Annotated in this window: 12 protein-coding genes; 1 reads left to right on the top strand and 11 read right to left on the bottom strand. The window is 61.2% G+C overall.

Annotation, left to right across the window (positions count from 1 at the left end; translation table 11 throughout):
- Positions 1-7: 7 nt before the first annotated feature.
- From ACP7EW_RS11175 to ACP7EW_RS11125, 11 genes are all read right to left on the bottom strand, one after another.
- The gene (locus ACP7EW_RS11175; protein ID WP_016979842.1) at positions 8-724 is read right to left on the bottom strand and encodes a TetR/AcrR family transcriptional regulator; all 717 of its coding nucleotides are present in this window, start codon (positions 722-724) and stop codon (positions 8-10) included.
- Between the two features lie 106 nt (positions 725-830).
- Positions 831-2330, bottom strand: a complete 1500-nt coding sequence (lysS, locus tag ACP7EW_RS11170) for a lysine--tRNA ligase (protein WP_028619117.1) — start codon at positions 2328-2330, stop codon at positions 831-833.
- Between the two features lie 32 nt (positions 2331-2362).
- Positions 2363-3458, bottom strand: a protein-coding gene (prfB, locus tag ACP7EW_RS11165; RefSeq protein ID WP_100215725.1) for a peptide chain release factor 2 whose coding sequence is annotated in 2 segments (ribosomal slippage) — positions 2363-3385 and positions 3387-3458 — 1095 coding nt in all. Because the reading frame shifts where the segments join, the coding sequence is not laid out codon by codon here.
- A gap of 606 nt (positions 3459-4064) precedes the next feature.
- On the bottom strand, positions 4065-5066 hold the full coding sequence (locus ACP7EW_RS11160; RefSeq protein WP_033899969.1) for a diguanylate cyclase domain-containing protein: 1002 nt from the start codon (positions 5064-5066) through the stop codon (positions 4065-4067).
- A gap of 51 nt (positions 5067-5117) precedes the next feature.
- Entirely contained in the window at positions 5118-6128 is a 1011-nt protein-coding gene (locus tag ACP7EW_RS11155) for a chemotaxis response regulator protein-glutamate methylesterase (protein ID WP_033899968.1), read from the bottom strand.
- Positions 6125-8395, bottom strand: coding sequence for a hybrid sensor histidine kinase/response regulator (locus ACP7EW_RS11150; protein WP_426217041.1), 2271 nt, complete (start codon positions 8393-8395; stop codon positions 6125-6127). Before ACP7EW_RS11150 ends, ACP7EW_RS11155 begins: the two co-directional genes overlap by 4 nt.
- Entirely contained in the window at positions 8392-9093 is a 702-nt protein-coding gene (locus tag ACP7EW_RS11145; RefSeq protein WP_033899964.1) for a chemotaxis protein CheW, read from the bottom strand. The genes ACP7EW_RS11150 and ACP7EW_RS11145 overlap by 4 nt, the downstream gene beginning before the upstream one ends.
- Positions 9090-10349 carry a CheR family methyltransferase gene (locus ACP7EW_RS11140; protein ID WP_426217039.1) on the bottom strand — a complete coding sequence of 420 codons (1260 nt, stop codon included), beginning with the start codon at positions 10347-10349 and terminating at the stop codon, positions 9090-9092. Before ACP7EW_RS11140 ends, ACP7EW_RS11145 begins: the two co-directional genes overlap by 4 nt.
- Positions 10346-10858 (bottom strand): chemotaxis protein CheW, encoded by a 513-nt coding sequence (locus ACP7EW_RS11135; protein ID WP_426217037.1) that lies wholly within the window; start codon positions 10856-10858, stop codon positions 10346-10348. Before ACP7EW_RS11135 ends, ACP7EW_RS11140 begins: the two co-directional genes overlap by 4 nt.
- Positions 10858-12480 (bottom strand): methyl-accepting chemotaxis protein, encoded by a 1623-nt coding sequence (locus ACP7EW_RS11130; RefSeq protein ID WP_426217035.1) that lies wholly within the window; start codon positions 12478-12480, stop codon positions 10858-10860. The genes ACP7EW_RS11135 and ACP7EW_RS11130 overlap by 1 nt, the downstream gene beginning before the upstream one ends.
- A 149-nt stretch (positions 12481-12629) precedes the next feature.
- The gene (locus ACP7EW_RS11125; protein ID WP_426217033.1) at positions 12630-13340 is read right to left on the bottom strand and encodes a tellurite resistance TerB family protein; all 711 of its coding nucleotides are present in this window, start codon (positions 13338-13340) and stop codon (positions 12630-12632) included.
- Positions 13341-13508: 168 nt separating this feature from the next.
- Between ACP7EW_RS11125 and ACP7EW_RS11120 the strand changes: the two genes are divergently transcribed.
- Positions 13509-14420 (top strand): LysR family transcriptional regulator, encoded by a 912-nt coding sequence (locus ACP7EW_RS11120; RefSeq protein ID WP_003209548.1) that lies wholly within the window; start codon positions 13509-13511, stop codon positions 14418-14420.
- Positions 14421-14467 lie beyond the last annotated feature (47 nt).

The raw sequence follows: 14467 nt of genomic DNA, 5'->3' as shown, positions 1-14467 counted from the left end.
CCCGGTGTCAGACCGAGGCCAACACCAAATGCATGTAACGCTTGAGGATCTCAAGCATCTCTTCACCGGTCAGAGGCTCTGCGCCGCCCAGCAGGCCCTGATATTCCATCCGACTGATTATCGCCGTCAACACTTTGGCATCCTGTTGTGGCTCGCGGGAGCCCAGCACCTGGAAAAACTGCCCGGTGCCCTGCAACAGAATCTGCTGGTGTGAGCGTACCAACTCGGCCAGACGCGGGTTGAGCAAGGCTTCCTGGCGGAACGCCTGCTCGGCCATCAGGTGCTCACGACGGTTGGTCAGTTGGCGCAAGACGTAGTCGGCGGTCAGGCGCGCAATGTCATCAGCCAGTTGCGAGCGTGATTGTGGACTGCCATCGCCATAGGCGACCATCTCGCGCAGCAGGCCCTCGTTGCGCACCCACAACTTGCCCATGAACGCGGCGCTGCGTTCGACGTATTGGGCGAAGGTATCGGTGAGCAGGTCATCGATATCCTTGAAATAGTAGGTAGTGGCCGACAACGGCACCCCCGCCTCCGCCGCCACTGCTCGATGACGAACGGCCCGTACACCATCGCGCACTACAATGCGCATGGCTGCATCGAGGATGTCTTGCCTGCGCTGCTCGCTACCCCGACGGCTGGCCTTGCGGCCCTGGTACTGGACGCTTTCAGCCACGGCAGCGGCAATGCCGGCGGCGCCTTCTTGAGCGGTTACGCGGTTCACGACTCACATCCTTGAATAGATCAAAACCTGGCGCTGTTTGCTTGACGCTTATTGACGCCACATAAAAAAGCCGCCTTATAAAAGGCGGCTTCGGATTTCGCTTCGGTTACGCTTGCGGCCGCATGTGCGGGAACAAGATCACGTCGCGGATCGACGGCGAGTTGGTCAACAGCATCACCAGACGGTCGATGCCGATACCTTCACCGGCCGTTGGCGGCATGCCGTATTCCAGGGCGCGGACGAAGTCGGCATCGTAGTGCATGGCTTCGTCGTCACCGGCGTCCTTGTCGGCCACCTGGGCCATGAAGCGCTCGGCCTGGTCTTCCGCGTCGTTCAACTCGGAGTAGGCGTTGGCGATTTCGCGGCCGCCGATGAACAGCTCGAAACGGTCGGTGACGTTCGGGTTGTCATCGTTGCGACGGGCCAGCGGCGACACTTCGAACGGGTACTGGGTAATGAAGTGCGGCTGCTCCAGCTTATGCTCGACCAGCTCTTCGAAAATCATTACCTGCAGTTTGCCCAGGCCTTCGAAGCCCAGCACCTTGGCACCGGCTTTCTTGGCGATGGCACGGGCCTTGTCGATATCGTTCAGGTCGTCAGCAGTCAACTCAGGGTTGTACTTGAGGATCGAATCGAACACCGACAGACGCACGAACGGCTCGCCGAAGTGGAACACCTTGTCGCCGTACGGCACGTCGGTGCTGCCCAGGACCAGCTGCGCCAGTTCGCGGAACAGTTCTTCGGTCAGGTCCATGTTGTCTTCGTAATCGGCGTAGGCCTGGTAGAACTCCAACATGGTGAATTCTGGGTTGTGACGAGTAGAAACGCCTTCGTTACGGAAGTTGCGGTTGATCTCGAACACTTTTTCGAAGCCGCCCACAACAAGACGCTTGAGGTACAGCTCCGGCGCGATACGCAGGAACATTTCCATGTCCAGCGCGTTGTGGTGGGTTTCGAACGGCTTGGCTGCGGCACCACCCGGGATGGTTTGCAGCATCGGGGTTTCCACTTCCAGGAAGTCGCGCTGCATCAGGAAGGTACGGATGTGCGCGATCACTTGCGAGCGCACACGGAAGGTGTGGCGCACGTCTTCGTTGACGATCAGGTCAACGTAGCGCTGGCGGTAGCGCTGTTCGGTGTCGGTCAGGCCGTGGTGCTTGTCCGGCAGCGGGCGCAGCGACTTGGTCAGCAGGCGCACGTTGGTCATTTCCACATACAGGTCGCCCTTGCCGGAACGGGCCAGGGTGCCTTCGGCGGCGATGATGTCGCCCATGTCCCAGGTTTTCACCGAGGCCAGGGTTTCTTCCGGCAAGGTCTTGCGGTTGACGTAGACCTGGATGCGACCGGTCATGTCCTGGATCACCATGAACGAGCCACGGTTGAGCATGATGCGACCTGCCACCTTGACCGGGATCGCAGCCTCTGCCAGCTCTTCCTTGGTCTTGTCCGCGTACTGCTTCTGCAAGGCATCGCAGTAGTTTTCGCGGCGGAAGTCGTTGGGGAAGGCATTGCCCTTGGCGCGCTCGGCAGCAAGCTTTTCCTTGCGCAGGGCGATCAGGGAGTTTTCTTCCTGTTGCAGGGCCTGGTCGAGTTGTTGGTCGCTCATGTCTTTAAATTTTCCATCACAGAATTGGGGTGTTACAGGCCTGATTTCAGGCTGGCTTCCAGATACTCGTCGATGTCGCCATCGAGCACCTTGTCACAGTCACTGCGTTCGATGTTAGTGCGCAGATCCTTGATCCGCGACGCATCGAGCACATAAGAGCGGATCTGGTGACCCCAGCCGATATCCGACTTGGTGTCTTCCAGCGCTTGTGACGCGGCGTTGCGTTTCTGCATTTCCTGCTCGTACAACTTGGCCCGCAGCATTTTCATGGCGGTGTCTTTGTTGGCGTGCTGGGAACGTTCGTTCTGGCAGCTGACCACGGTGTTGGTCGGTACGTGGGTGATACGGACGGCCGAGTCGGTGGTGTTTACGTGCTGACCACCGGCACCGGAGGAGCGGTAGGTGTCGATGCGCAGGTCGGCCGGGTTGATCTCGATCTCGACTTTGTCGTCGATCTCTGGCGAGACGAACACCGCAGAGAACGAAGTGTGGCGACGGTTGCCGGAGTCGAACGGGCTCTTGCGTACCAGGCGGTGTACGCCGATCTCGGTGCGCAACCAGCCAAAGGCGTATTCGCCCTTGATGTGCACGGTCGCGCCCTTGATACCGGCAACTTCACCGGCGGACAGTTCCATGATGGTCGCTTCGAAACCGCGTTTGTCTGCCCAGCGCAGGTACATGCGCAGCAGGATGTTGGCCCAGTCCTGGGCCTCGGTGCCACCGGAACCGGCCTGGATGTCCAGGTAAGCGTTGTTCGGGTCCATCTCGTGGCTGAACATGCGGCGGAATTCGAGTTTGGCGAGGTTTTCCTCTAGACGGGCCAGTTCGGCGACAACATCGCCCACTGCGCCTTCGTCGTTTTCTTCGACGGCCATGTCCAGCAGGTCACGGCAATCGGCCAGACCGGTGTTCAGTTCGTCGAGGGTATCGACGATCTGCGCCAGCGCAGCGCGCTCGCGGCCCAGTTCCTGGGCGTATTCAGGTTTGTTCCAGACAGCAGGATCTTCAAGCTCGCGATTGACTTCGGTCAGACGCTCATGCTTTTGATCGTAGTCAAAGATACCCCCGAATAGTTTCGGAGCGCTCGGACAGGTCCTTGATGGTGTTAAGGATCGGGTTGATTTCCATGGCGGGCAGCACTCGTTGGCGAACTTTTGAAAGCCGGCGAGTATAACGGGAAATGGGGGGGAGCGGCAGTCCGCTGGGCGAAAAGGCGTGGGGTTGGGGTGGGTTGGGTTATACGGGGGACATATCCATTGCTGCGGTAACGGCCGCTATTGGTTCCGCTCTTACAGCGGCTCACTTTTGAAAAGAGCCCAAAAGTAAGCAAAAGGCTCTTGCCCCAACACTCGGCACCTCGCCTAAGCTCGGTGTGCCCGTAATCCGACAGTGATTTGGGGGGCCGCCGCCACGCGCCATCCATGGCGCGGGGCGGCTAAACCGGCATCCCTGCCGGTTTACCCCCCAAATCCCTGCCGAATTCCGGCCAGCGTGTTTGACGGGGCGCCTAAGATCAAAATCAAGATCTAAAGCAAAGCCAGAGCCAGAGCTGAATTGGATCTGCCAGTTAAAAACTGTTACCTATGTGCGTGAACTGATTTGTAACCCATGTGGGTGAGTCATACCGGCGAAGCGTTTTTGGTTACTTTTTGCGCTTTTCAAAAAGTGACCCGCTGTAAGAGCGGAACCAATAGCAGCCGTTACCGAAGCAACGGATATGTACTCAAAAACGCGCTACTCAATCCCCACCTGATTCCGCCCATTATGCTTAGCCGTATACAACCCCTTATCCGCCGCCAAGATCACCTGCCGGCAATCCGTCCCCTGCTGCGGCGTCATGGTCGACAACCCAATGCTAATCGTCAGGCTCGACCCCTCAGTCGGCGCGTTATGCGGAATCTTCAACGCAGCCACCGCCATGCGCAGCTTCTCAGCCACCAACCGCGCACCGCCCGGCGAGGTATTAGGCAGCACCAGGGCAAACTCCTCCCCTCCATAGCGCGCCGGCAAATCCGAAGGCCGACTGCTCGCCTCACGAATGGTCGCCGCCACCTTGCGCAAGGCTTCGTCACCCTCAACGTGCCCAAAACTGTCGTTATAGGTCTTGAAGAAATCCACATCAATCATCAACAACGACAACTGAGTCTGATCACGCATGGCCCGACGCCACTCCAGCTCCAGGTATTCATCAAAGTGACGACGGTTGGACAACCCGGTCAGGCCATCGGAGTTCATCAGCCGTTGCAGTACCAGATTGGTGTCCAGCAACTGTTGCTGGCTGACCCGCAGCGCACGATAAGCCGCATCCCGCTGCAACAGGGTCATGTAGGACCGCGAGTGGTAGCGAATGCGCGCCACCAATTCGATGTTGTCCGGCAGCTTGACCAGGTAATCATTGGCCCCGGCAGAAAAAGCCGCGCTCTTGATCAGCGGATCTTCTTTGGTGGACAACACGATAATCGGGATATTCGCGGTGGCCGGGTGATTGCGGTATTCGCGCACCAAGGTCAGGCCGTCGAGGCCGGGCATCACCAGATCCTGCAGGATCACGGTCGGCTTGATGCGGATCGCCTGGGCAATCGCCTGGTGTGGGTCGGCGCAGAAGTGGAAGTCGATATTTTCTTCATGGGCCAGGCCGCGTCGCACGGCTTCGCCGATCATGGCCTGGTCGTCGACCAGCAAAACCATGGCGGCATTTTCGTCGGTCTTGATGTCGTCGATCTGTAAATCATTCATGTGCAGTCACCTGAATTACTACCTGCCAGCCAGCACCGCGGGAGGTCATGTTCATTTTGCAAAGACCTCCAGCAATCGGGGCGCAATTCTATCCAGTGGGCGAATTTCAACAGCAGCATCAATTGCCGCCGCCGCTTTGGGCATGCCATACACCGCCGAGCTTTGCTGATCCTGGGCGATGGTCAAATAACCTTGTTCACGCAGCAACTTGAGGCCCTGGGCCCCGTCACGCCCCATGCCGGTCAGCAGCACGCCGACGGCATCGCCATTCCAATGGCTGGCCACGCTTTCGAAAAACACGTCGATCGAAGGCCGGTAAATCTCGTTCACCGGCTCTGCGGTATAGGCCAGCGTGCCATTTTTCAGCAAACGAATGTGGTGGTTGGTGCCGGCCAGCAGCACCACGCCACTTTGCGGGGGTTCGCCTTCACGGGCCAGGCGCACCGGCAGGCCGGAGGCGCTGCCCAGCCACTCGGCCATGCCGGCGGCAAACACTTGGTCCACATGCTGCACCAGCACAATGGCGGCGGGAAAGTCCCGGGGCAAGCCCTTGAGCAGGATTTCCAGGGCAGCCGGACCTCCGGCCGATGAACCGATGGCCACCAGGCTCTGGCGTTTACCGGTCATTCGCGGCGCAACGGTTTCGGCACGTACGCGGCTGCCGCGCTGGCCGATCAGCCAGCCGATATTGAGGATCTTGCGCAGCAGCGGCGCCGCTGCATCCTTGGGGTTACCCACGCCGAGGGGCGGTGTGTCCACCACGTCCAACGCGCCGTGGCCCATGGCTTCAAATACCCGGCTGACGTTGGCCTGGCGGTCGACGGTCACAATCACAATGGCGCATGGGGTCTCGGCCATGATTTGGCGGGTGGCTTCCACGCCGTCCATCACCGGCATGATCAGGTCCATCAGGATCAGGTCCGGCGTCAGCTCGGCACAGCGCTGCACCGCTTCGAGGCCATTGGCGGCCACCCAGACCACTTGATGCGCGGGCTCGAAGCTCAAGGCGCGGCGCAAGGCCTCCACTGCCAGGGGCATGTCATTGACGATCGCAATCCTCATGCCCGCGCGCCTCCGATCAGTTCCACCACGGCATCCAGCAGGGCATCATCATGGAAACTGGCTTTGGCTAAATAATAGTCGGCGCCGGCGTCCAGTCCACGACGTCGGTCTTCTTCGCGATCCTTGTAGGACACCACCATCACCGGCAGCGATTGCAGGCGACTGTCTCGGCGCAAGAGTGTGACCAATTCAATACCGTCCATACGAGGCATATCAATATCAGTGATCAACAGGTCAAAGTCTTCGGAGCGCAAGGCGTTCCAGCCGTCCATGCCATCGACCGCCACGGCCACTTCATAACCACGATTAAGTAACAATTTACGTTGCAGTTCACGCACGGTCAGCGAGTCGTCCACCACCAACACGCGTTTACGCGGTGCCTCAGTGGCTTGTTGGCTACGCCGCGCGATACGTTCCAGGCGGCCGGTGTTGAGCAGTTTGTCCACCGAACGCAGCATATCTTCGACATCGACGATCAGCACCACCGAGCCGTCATCCAGCAACGCGCCAGCGGAAATATCCTGGACCTTGCCCAGGCGATCATCCAGCGGCAGCACCACCAGGGTACGCTCGCCGATAAAACGCTCCACGGCAATCCCATACACCGCATCACGCTCGCGGATCACCACGACCTTCAAGGTGTCCGACTGACTCTGCCCCGTCGGGCGCTGCAACAACTGGCTGGCGGCGACCAGGCCAACATGCCGGCCCTCATGCCAGAAATGCTGGCGACCTTCCAGTTGCACGATATCGTCCGGCGCCAGGTCGCACATGCGCTCAATGTGGGCCAGCGGAAAGGCGTAGGCTTCTTCGCCGACTTCCACCACCAGGCTGCGCACCACCGACAGGGTCAATGGCACCTCCAGGTGGAAGCGGCTGCCCTGCCCCGCCTTCTGCTCCAGCACCACCGCGCCGCGCAGCTGGCGGACCATATGCTGCACCGCGTCCAGGCCGACGCCGCGCCCGGAGACTTCGGTGACCTTGTCACGCAGGCTGAACCCCGGCAGGAACAGGAACGCCAGCAACTCTTCTTCGCTCAGGCGCAGGGCGGTTTCCAGCGGCGACAGATGCCGGTCGACGATGGTGCCGCGCAGGCGTTCCAGGTCGACGCCATTACCGTCATCGCTCAATTCCAGCACCAGCAAGCCGGCCTGGTGGGACGCGCGCAGGCGGATCAGGCCTTCAGCCGGCTTGCCTGCGAGCAGGCGTTGCTCAGGCATTTCGATGCCGTGGTCGACCGCATTGCGCAACAAATGGGTGAGCGGCGCTTCGAGTTTTTCCAGCACGTCACGGTCGACCTGGGTCTTTTCGCCCTCGATCTCCAGGCGTACCTGTTTGCCGAGGCTGCGGCCAAGGTCGCGCACCATGCGCACTTGCCCGGCCAGCACATCGGCAAACGGGCGCATGCGGCAGGCCAGCGCGGTGTCGTAGAGCACCTGGGCGCGCTGCCCGGCCTGCCAGCCAAACTCGTCCAGCTCGGCGGTTTTTTCCGTCAGCAGGGCCTGGGCTTCGCTGAGCAGGCGGCGGGTGTCGGCCAGCGCCTCTTGAGCTTCCAGGTTCAGATTTTGGGTCTTGAGTTGCCCGTCCAGCGCATCCAGGGCCCGCACGCTCTGGCTTTGAATGCGCTTGAGGCGCTGCAGGCTGGCCAGATACGGCTTGAGCCGCTGGGTTTCCACCAAGGATTTGCTCGACAGGTCCAAGAGGCTGTTCAAGCGCTCGGCGGTTACCCGCAGCACGCGCTCGCCGCCTTCGGTCATGCGTTTGTTCTGGCGCGGCGGCTCGGCAACCACCGGCGGCGCAGGCTCGGGTTCCGGCGGCAGTTCTTCAACGACAGGTACAGGATCTGGCGGCGGCGCCACAGGCTTGACCGGCGCCTGGGACGGGCCCAACAGGCGCTCCATCAACGCCACATAGGCTTCGATATCCGTTGGCCCCACGTTATTGCCGGGCGTGGCGATGCGCATCAGCAGGTCGGTGCCTTGCAGCAACGCATCAATATGTTCGGGTTGCAGGTACAGGCGGCTTTCCTGGGCGCTGACCAGGCAATCTTCCATCACATGGGACACGCTGACCCCGGCGTCGACCCCGACGATACGCGCCGCCCCCTTGAGCGAGTGAGCGGCGCGCATGCAGGCTTCAAGCTGATCGGCCTGGGTGGGGTTGCGTTCCAGGGCCAGCAGGCCCGCGCTCAGCACCTGGGTCTGCGCGTCGGCTTCCAGGCTGAACAGCTCCAGCAGCGAGGCATCGCGCATCTGGTCGGGGGTCATGTGAGGCTCCGGGTCACGGCAGACAACAATTGCACCTCGTCCAGCCAACGCAGGCTGCGACCTTTCCACTGCAACACGCCTTGGGTGTAGCGCGCGCTGGCCTGGGTGCCGGAGGCCGAAGCCGCCTTCAAGGTGCGCTCATCGATGGCGTGGATCCCGTCGACTTCATCCACCGGCACCACCACCGGGCCATCCTGTGCGGCAATGATCAGCATGCGCGGCATGATGCGGCCGCCGCTGGCGCCGTTGCTGGTGACATCCAGGCCCAGCAGCTCCACCAGCGACAGGCACGCCACCAGCGCACCCCGCACATTGGCCACGCCGAGCAAGGCGCGCGAGCGTTGGTGCGGCAGGGAATGTATCGGTTGCAACGGCGCGACTTCCACCAGGCAACGGGTGGCAATGCCCAGCCATTCTTCGCCGAGGCGGAACATCAGCAACGAACGGGTGACCACATCTTCGCCCAGCTCGACAGCGGCATGCGGGCGATGCGCGTCCTGCTGCAAGGCGTAGCGGTCCAGCAAGCGCGTGGCTGCCGCCGAGTACACCGAGCAGTTGCGGCAATGGATATGGTCTGCCAACAGCGGGCAGGATTTGTCGCCATGGATGCCGATGCGGTTCCAGCAGTCGTCGATGGCTTGGGTGTCGGCCAGGGTCAGGTCCAGGCCTGCGGTGTCGAGCGCCTCGGTGTTACTCATCGTTTGGACTCACTGTCAGCTCGCTCGCTACGGGCAGCCCGCGCCTGCAAGCGGCGCGCTCCCGCACTGTCGCCCTGGGATTCGAGCAACGCGGCCAGGTGCATCAAGGCCTGCGGGTGCTGGGGTTCCAGGTACAAGGCTTTTCGATAATAACCCTGGGCCTCCAGGGCACTGCCGGCCACATCACTCAACAACCCGAGCCAGTAGAACACCTGGGCAGCCGGCGGGTGGTTGCTCAGATACTGTTCGCACGCGGCGCGGGCTTCGGCACTCTTGCCTTCATTGGCCAGGGTGGCGATGCGGCTGAGCAGGTCGCCCGCATCGCTGTGCGGCGCCTTGATCGGCACCACTTGAGCGCTGGCCGTGCTGAACGGCCGTGGCTTGCTCGGAATCGGCGCCGCACTGCGTTGCGGGATAGGCGCGGCAATCGGCACAAACACGGGCGCAGGTATTACCGGCTCGGCATGCCGACTGAATGCAAACGACTGCGGCACCCCAATTGAGCGCATGCCATGGCGCCCCAGCAAGCTGCCCTCGGCCGGGCCGATAAACAGCACGCCGTCCAAATGGGTCAGGCCCTTGAGCACATCGAAAACCTGCTTCTGCGTCGGCTGGTCGAAATAGATCAGCAGGTTGCGGCAGAACACGAAGTCGTAGCTCGCCTCATTCGCCAGCAAGCCCGGATCAAGCAAGTTGCCCACTTGCAGGCGCACCTGTTCGCGCACACGGTCGGCAATGTGGTAACCGTCGCCATACTCGGTGAAATGGCGGTCGCGAAAGGCAATATCGCCACCGCGAAACGAGTTCTTGCCATACACCCCGCGCCGCGCACGCTCCACCGACAGCGGGCTGACATCCAGGCCCAGCACCTTGAACTGGTGTGGCGCGAGGCCAGCGTCCAGTAATGCCATGGCAATCGAATAAGGCTCTTCACCGGTGGAGCACGGCAGGCTGAGGATACGCAGTGCGCGCATCTGCTTGATTTCGATCAGCCGCGCCTTGGCCAAGCGGGCCAGGGTCGCAAATGATTCGGGGTACCGGAAAAACCAGGTTTCCGGGACGATTACCGCTTCGATCAGCGCCTGCTGCTCATCCTCGGAACTTTGCAGGTGCTGCCAGTACTCGCCGGCCGTCTGCGCATTGACGGCCTGGCTACGCTGGCGCAACGCGCGCTCGATGATAGCTTCGCCCACCGACGCGACATCCAGGCCGATGCGCTCTTTAAGGAAGGCAAAGAAACGCGGATCGCTGCTCATAGGTTCAGCTCGGCAGAAAACAGCACGGCACGCACCTCATCGGTGAGCAGGTCATTCACGCCGATCCATTGCATCAAGCCCAACGCGTCTTCACGCACCGGCCCCAAGTACGGCGCCTGGCGGTTGTCGAGGCCATAGGGCTGAAACTCCGCCGGGTCGCAACGCAACGTGTCGGTGGCCTGCTCCAGGATCAGTCCCAGCCAGCGCGCTTCAATCCACGGCTCAGGCTGGTAATTGACCAGCACCAGCCGTGTGCTGGTGCGCGCCTGGGCGGCAGTGCCAAAGGTCAAGGCACTGAGGTCGATCACAGGCACCAGCGCGCCACGGTGGGCAAAAATGCCCGCCACCCACAGCGGCGCATGGGCGATGGGTTTCAAAGGCAGGCGCGGCAGCACCTCGGCCACTTCGGTGGCCTTGAGGGCGTAACGTTCGTTGCCGATGTGGAACACCAGGAACAACGCCTTTTTCGCTGCCGAGACGGCGCCGCGTTTAGCCGCGAGGTCGCTCATCAGACTTTGAAACGCGACACGCCGCTGCGCAGACCGACCGCCACCTGGCTCAGCTCGTCAATGGCAAAGCTGGCCTGGCGCAGGGACTCGACAGTCTGGCTGCTGGCATCGCCCAGTTGCACAAGGGCGTGGTTGATCTGCTCGGCGCCGGTGGCCTGGGCCTGCATGCCTTCGTTGACCATCAACACGCGCGGCGCCAGGGCCTGTACCTGATGAATGATCTGCGACAACTGCTCGCCCACTTGCTGCACTTCAAACATGCCGCGACGCACTTCTTCGGAGAACTTGTCCATGCCCATCACGCCAGCGGACACCGCCGACTGGATCTCGCGCACCATCTGCTCAATGTCGTAGGTGGCCACGGCCGTCTGGTCGGCCAAGCGACGCACTTCGGTGGCCACCACGGCAAAACCGCGTCCATATTCACCGGCCTTCTCGGCCTCGATCGCGGCGTTGAGCGACAGCAGGTTGGTCTGGTCAGCAACCTTGACGATGGTCACCACCACTTGGTTGATGTTGCCGGCCTTCTCATTGAGGATCGCCAGCTTGGCGTTGACCAGGTCGGCGGCGCCCATCACCGAGTGCATGGTTTCTTCCATGCGCGCCAGGCCTTGCTGGCCGGAACCGGCGGCCACCGAAGCCTGGTCGGCGGCGGTGGACACTTCGGTCATGGTGCGCACCAGGTCCTTGGACGTGGCCGCGATTTCGCGGGAGGTGGCGCCGATTTCGGTGGTAGTCGCAGCGGTTTCAGTGGCGGTGGCCTGTTGCTGCTTGGAGGTGGCAGCAATCTCGGTCACCGAGGTGGTGACCTGCACCGATGAACGCTGGGCCTGGGACACCAGGGCCGTCAGCTCGGTCATCATGTCGTTGAAGCCGGTTTCGACGGCGCCGAACTCATCCTTGCGCTCCAGGTTCAAGCGTTTGCTCAAATCGCCGTCGCGCATGGTTTCGAGGATGTCGACGATACGCTGCATCGGCGCCATGATCGCGCGCATCAGCAACAGACCGCACAGGCCGGCGGCGAGGATGGCGACGGCGAGCGACACGGCCATACTGATCTTGGCCGACAACACCGATTCGTCGATCGCCGCGGTGGCGCGGTCGGAGACGTTCTTGTTTTCGGTAATGATGTCGTTGAGCTTCATGCGCCCTTCGGTCCAGATCGGCGTCAATTGCTCTTCCAACAACGTACGTGCACCTGGCAGGTCATCGGCCTCGACGCGCTCCAGCAGTTGCGCCAGCACCTTGTTGTAGGTGATATGCGCGGCCTTGAAGTTGTCGAACTCCATACGGTCGGCCTGACCATGAATGGTTTTTTCGTAGTTGGCCATCTGCTGCGCAATACGCGCCTCGAAGGACTTGTAGTCGGACTTGTCCGAATTGGTAAGGCTTTTTTCGTCGCGCAGACCAATGATATCGATGGTCTCCAAATAGCTGTCGACCCATGCACTACGGATCATCGAACTGAGATAGACCCCCGGCACCGCGTCGTCCCGGACGGCTTCCTGGCTGGCTTCGATCTTCAGCAACCGTGAATAGGAGACCACAACCATTAACAGCATGATGGCGATAATGACCGCAAAGCTTGCCAAGATCCGTTGGCGCAAGGTCCAGTTCTTCACAGTAATTCCTCGAAGGGCCGATCAAATGTCGGGGAGTATAGCTGAGCAGAAGCCCTCATTTATCAACGGGTTTTGATGTAGCACTCACAGAATGCAAAAACACCCCGGGCCTTTATGGCATCCGGGGTGTTTTCGATAAAGCGATGGGGTCAGAGCGTCGCTTGGCGCACCTGTTTTTCCAGTTCCAGCTTCAAACCCGGCTCCAGTTTCAGCTGGCGCGCCAGTTCGTCGAGGTAGGCCTTCTCCATGAAGTTTTCCTCGTCTACCAGCATCACGCTGGCGATGTACATCTCGGCGGCCATTTCCGGCGTGCCGGCAGCCCGTGCTACGTCGGCCGGGTCGAGGGGTTTGTTGAGTTCGGCGTGCAGCCAGTTTTGCAGTTCGCGGTCGTTGTCCAGCTTGGTGAATTCGCCTTCGATCAATTCGCGCTCGCGTTCGTCCACATGGCCGTCGGCCTTGGCGGCCGCGACCAACGCCTTGAGGATGCCTTGGCTGTGTTGCTCGACCTGGGCCGGCGGCAGGCGATCAATGGTCTGCGGCTCGCCCTGAGGGGCATTGGCCTGGTTGGCTTGCCAGTTGCCGTAGGCTTTGTAGGCAATCACGCCCAGTGCCGCCAAACCGCCGTAGGTCAGGGCCTTGCCGCCGAATTTGCGTGCCTTCTTGTTGCCGAGCAGCATGCCCATGGCGCCGGCAGCCAAAGCACCGCCGCCCGCGCCGCCGAGCAGGCTGCCCAGGCCGCCACCGCCGAGCAAACCGCCCAGCGCACCTTTATCGTCCTGCTTACGCTGGCCGCCCGCTTTGTTTTGCAGCATGTCCTGGCCAGACTTGAGCAACTGATCGAGCAATCCACGGGTATTCATTCGTAGCCTCCAGACACTAGGGTTCATAGGACCAATAGGCCCCCAGCGTAAAACTAAGTGCCAAAAAACCACGATCTAGAGTGCTTCCAGATGTAACGCGGTCGCCCTTCGCTTAAATCGATATACACTCGAACAAATCTATAAAAACACCCCACTGGTAATTCCAGCATGATGACCTTGCGTCAAATCCGGCATTTTATCGCCGTGGCGGAGACCGGCTCGATCTCCGCCGCCGCGCAGACCGCGTTCATTTCCCAGTCCACGTTGACCCTGGCGATCCAGCAATTGGAGCAGGAAATCGGCGTCAACCTGTTTAACCGCCATGCAAAGGGCATGACCCTGACCCACCAGGGCCATCAATTCCTGCGCCAGGCGCACCTGATCCTTGCCACCGTCGACAACGCCAAACGCAGCCTGCAACAGAGCACTGATCAAGTAGCCGGGCAGCTGATCATCGGTGTGACCAGCCTGGTGGCCGGTTATTACCTCGCTGATCTGCTGACGCGATTCCAGCGCGCCTACCCCAATGTGGAAATCCGCGTGATGGAGGATGAGCGTCCGTACATCGAGCATTTGCTGGTCAGTGGCGAAATCGATGTGGGCGTGCTGATCCTCTCCAACCTCGAAGACCGACACGCCCTGCAGACCGAAGTCCTCACCCACTCCCCGCACCGCTTGTGGCTACCGGCACAGCATCCACTGCTGGAACACGACAGCATCAACCTGGCCGATGTGGCGCGTGAACCGCTGATCCAGCTGAATGTGGATGAAATGGGCCACAACGCCCAGCGCATGTGGACCGGCGCAGGCCTGCAACCGCGCGTGACGTTGCGCACCGCCTCCACCGAAGCCGTGCGCAGCCTGGTGGCCGCGGGCCTCGGCGTGTCGATCCAGCCGGACATGACCTACCGGCCTTGGTCGCTTGAAGGCGACATCATTGAAGCCCGGCCGATTGCCGACCTCAGCCAGACCCTCGACGTCGGCCTGGCCTGGCGCCGTGGCACCGCACGTCCGGCGCTGGTGGACCCGTTCCTGACGGTGGCCCGCGAACAGCCGCACCCACGCAAGCCATCTATTTAATCGAATGCTGCATTCAGTATTTAGTATTTGTTGACCTCGCGCCTGAC

The sequence above is a fragment of the Pseudomonas sp. DWRC2-2 genome (assembly GCF_049897885.1).
In the GTDB taxonomy this organism is placed as follows: domain Bacteria; phylum Pseudomonadota; class Gammaproteobacteria; order Pseudomonadales; family Pseudomonadaceae; genus Aquipseudomonas; species Aquipseudomonas azotoformans_A.
This window is presented reverse-complemented; position numbering and strand designations above follow the sequence as displayed.

Bases quoted from the DNA above. Each gene is read 5' to 3' on its own strand.
- ACP7EW_RS11150 (WP_426217041.1), bottom strand. From the start codon at position 8,395: ATGACCCCCGACCAGATGCGCGATGCCTCGCTGCTGGAGCTGTTCAGC.
- ACP7EW_RS11155 (WP_033899968.1), bottom strand. From the start codon at position 6,128: ATGAGGATTGCGATCGTCAATGACATGCCCCTGGCAGTGGAGGCCTTG.
- ACP7EW_RS11135 (WP_426217037.1), bottom strand. From the start codon at position 10,858: ATGAGCGACCTCGCGGCTAAACGCGGCGCCGTCTCGGCAGCGAAAAAG.
- ACP7EW_RS11120 (WP_003209548.1), top strand. From the start codon at position 13,509: ATGATGACCTTGCGTCAAATCCGGCATTTTATCGCCGTGGCGGAGACC.
- ACP7EW_RS11140 (WP_426217039.1), bottom strand. From the start codon at position 10,349: ATGAGCAGCGATCCGCGTTTCTTTGCCTTCCTTAAAGAGCGCATCGGC.
- ACP7EW_RS11145 (WP_033899964.1), bottom strand. From the start codon at position 9,093: ATGAGTAACACCGAGGCGCTCGACACCGCAGGCCTGGACCTGACCCTG.
- ACP7EW_RS11160 (WP_033899969.1), bottom strand. From the start codon at position 5,066: ATGAATGATTTACAGATCGACGACATCAAGACCGACGAAAATGCCGCC.
- ACP7EW_RS11125 (WP_426217033.1), bottom strand. From the start codon at position 13,340: ATGAATACCCGTGGATTGCTCGATCAGTTGCTCAAGTCTGGCCAGGAC.
- lysS (WP_028619117.1), bottom strand. From the start codon at position 2,330: ATGAGCGACCAACAACTCGACCAGGCCCTGCAACAGGAAGAAAACTCC.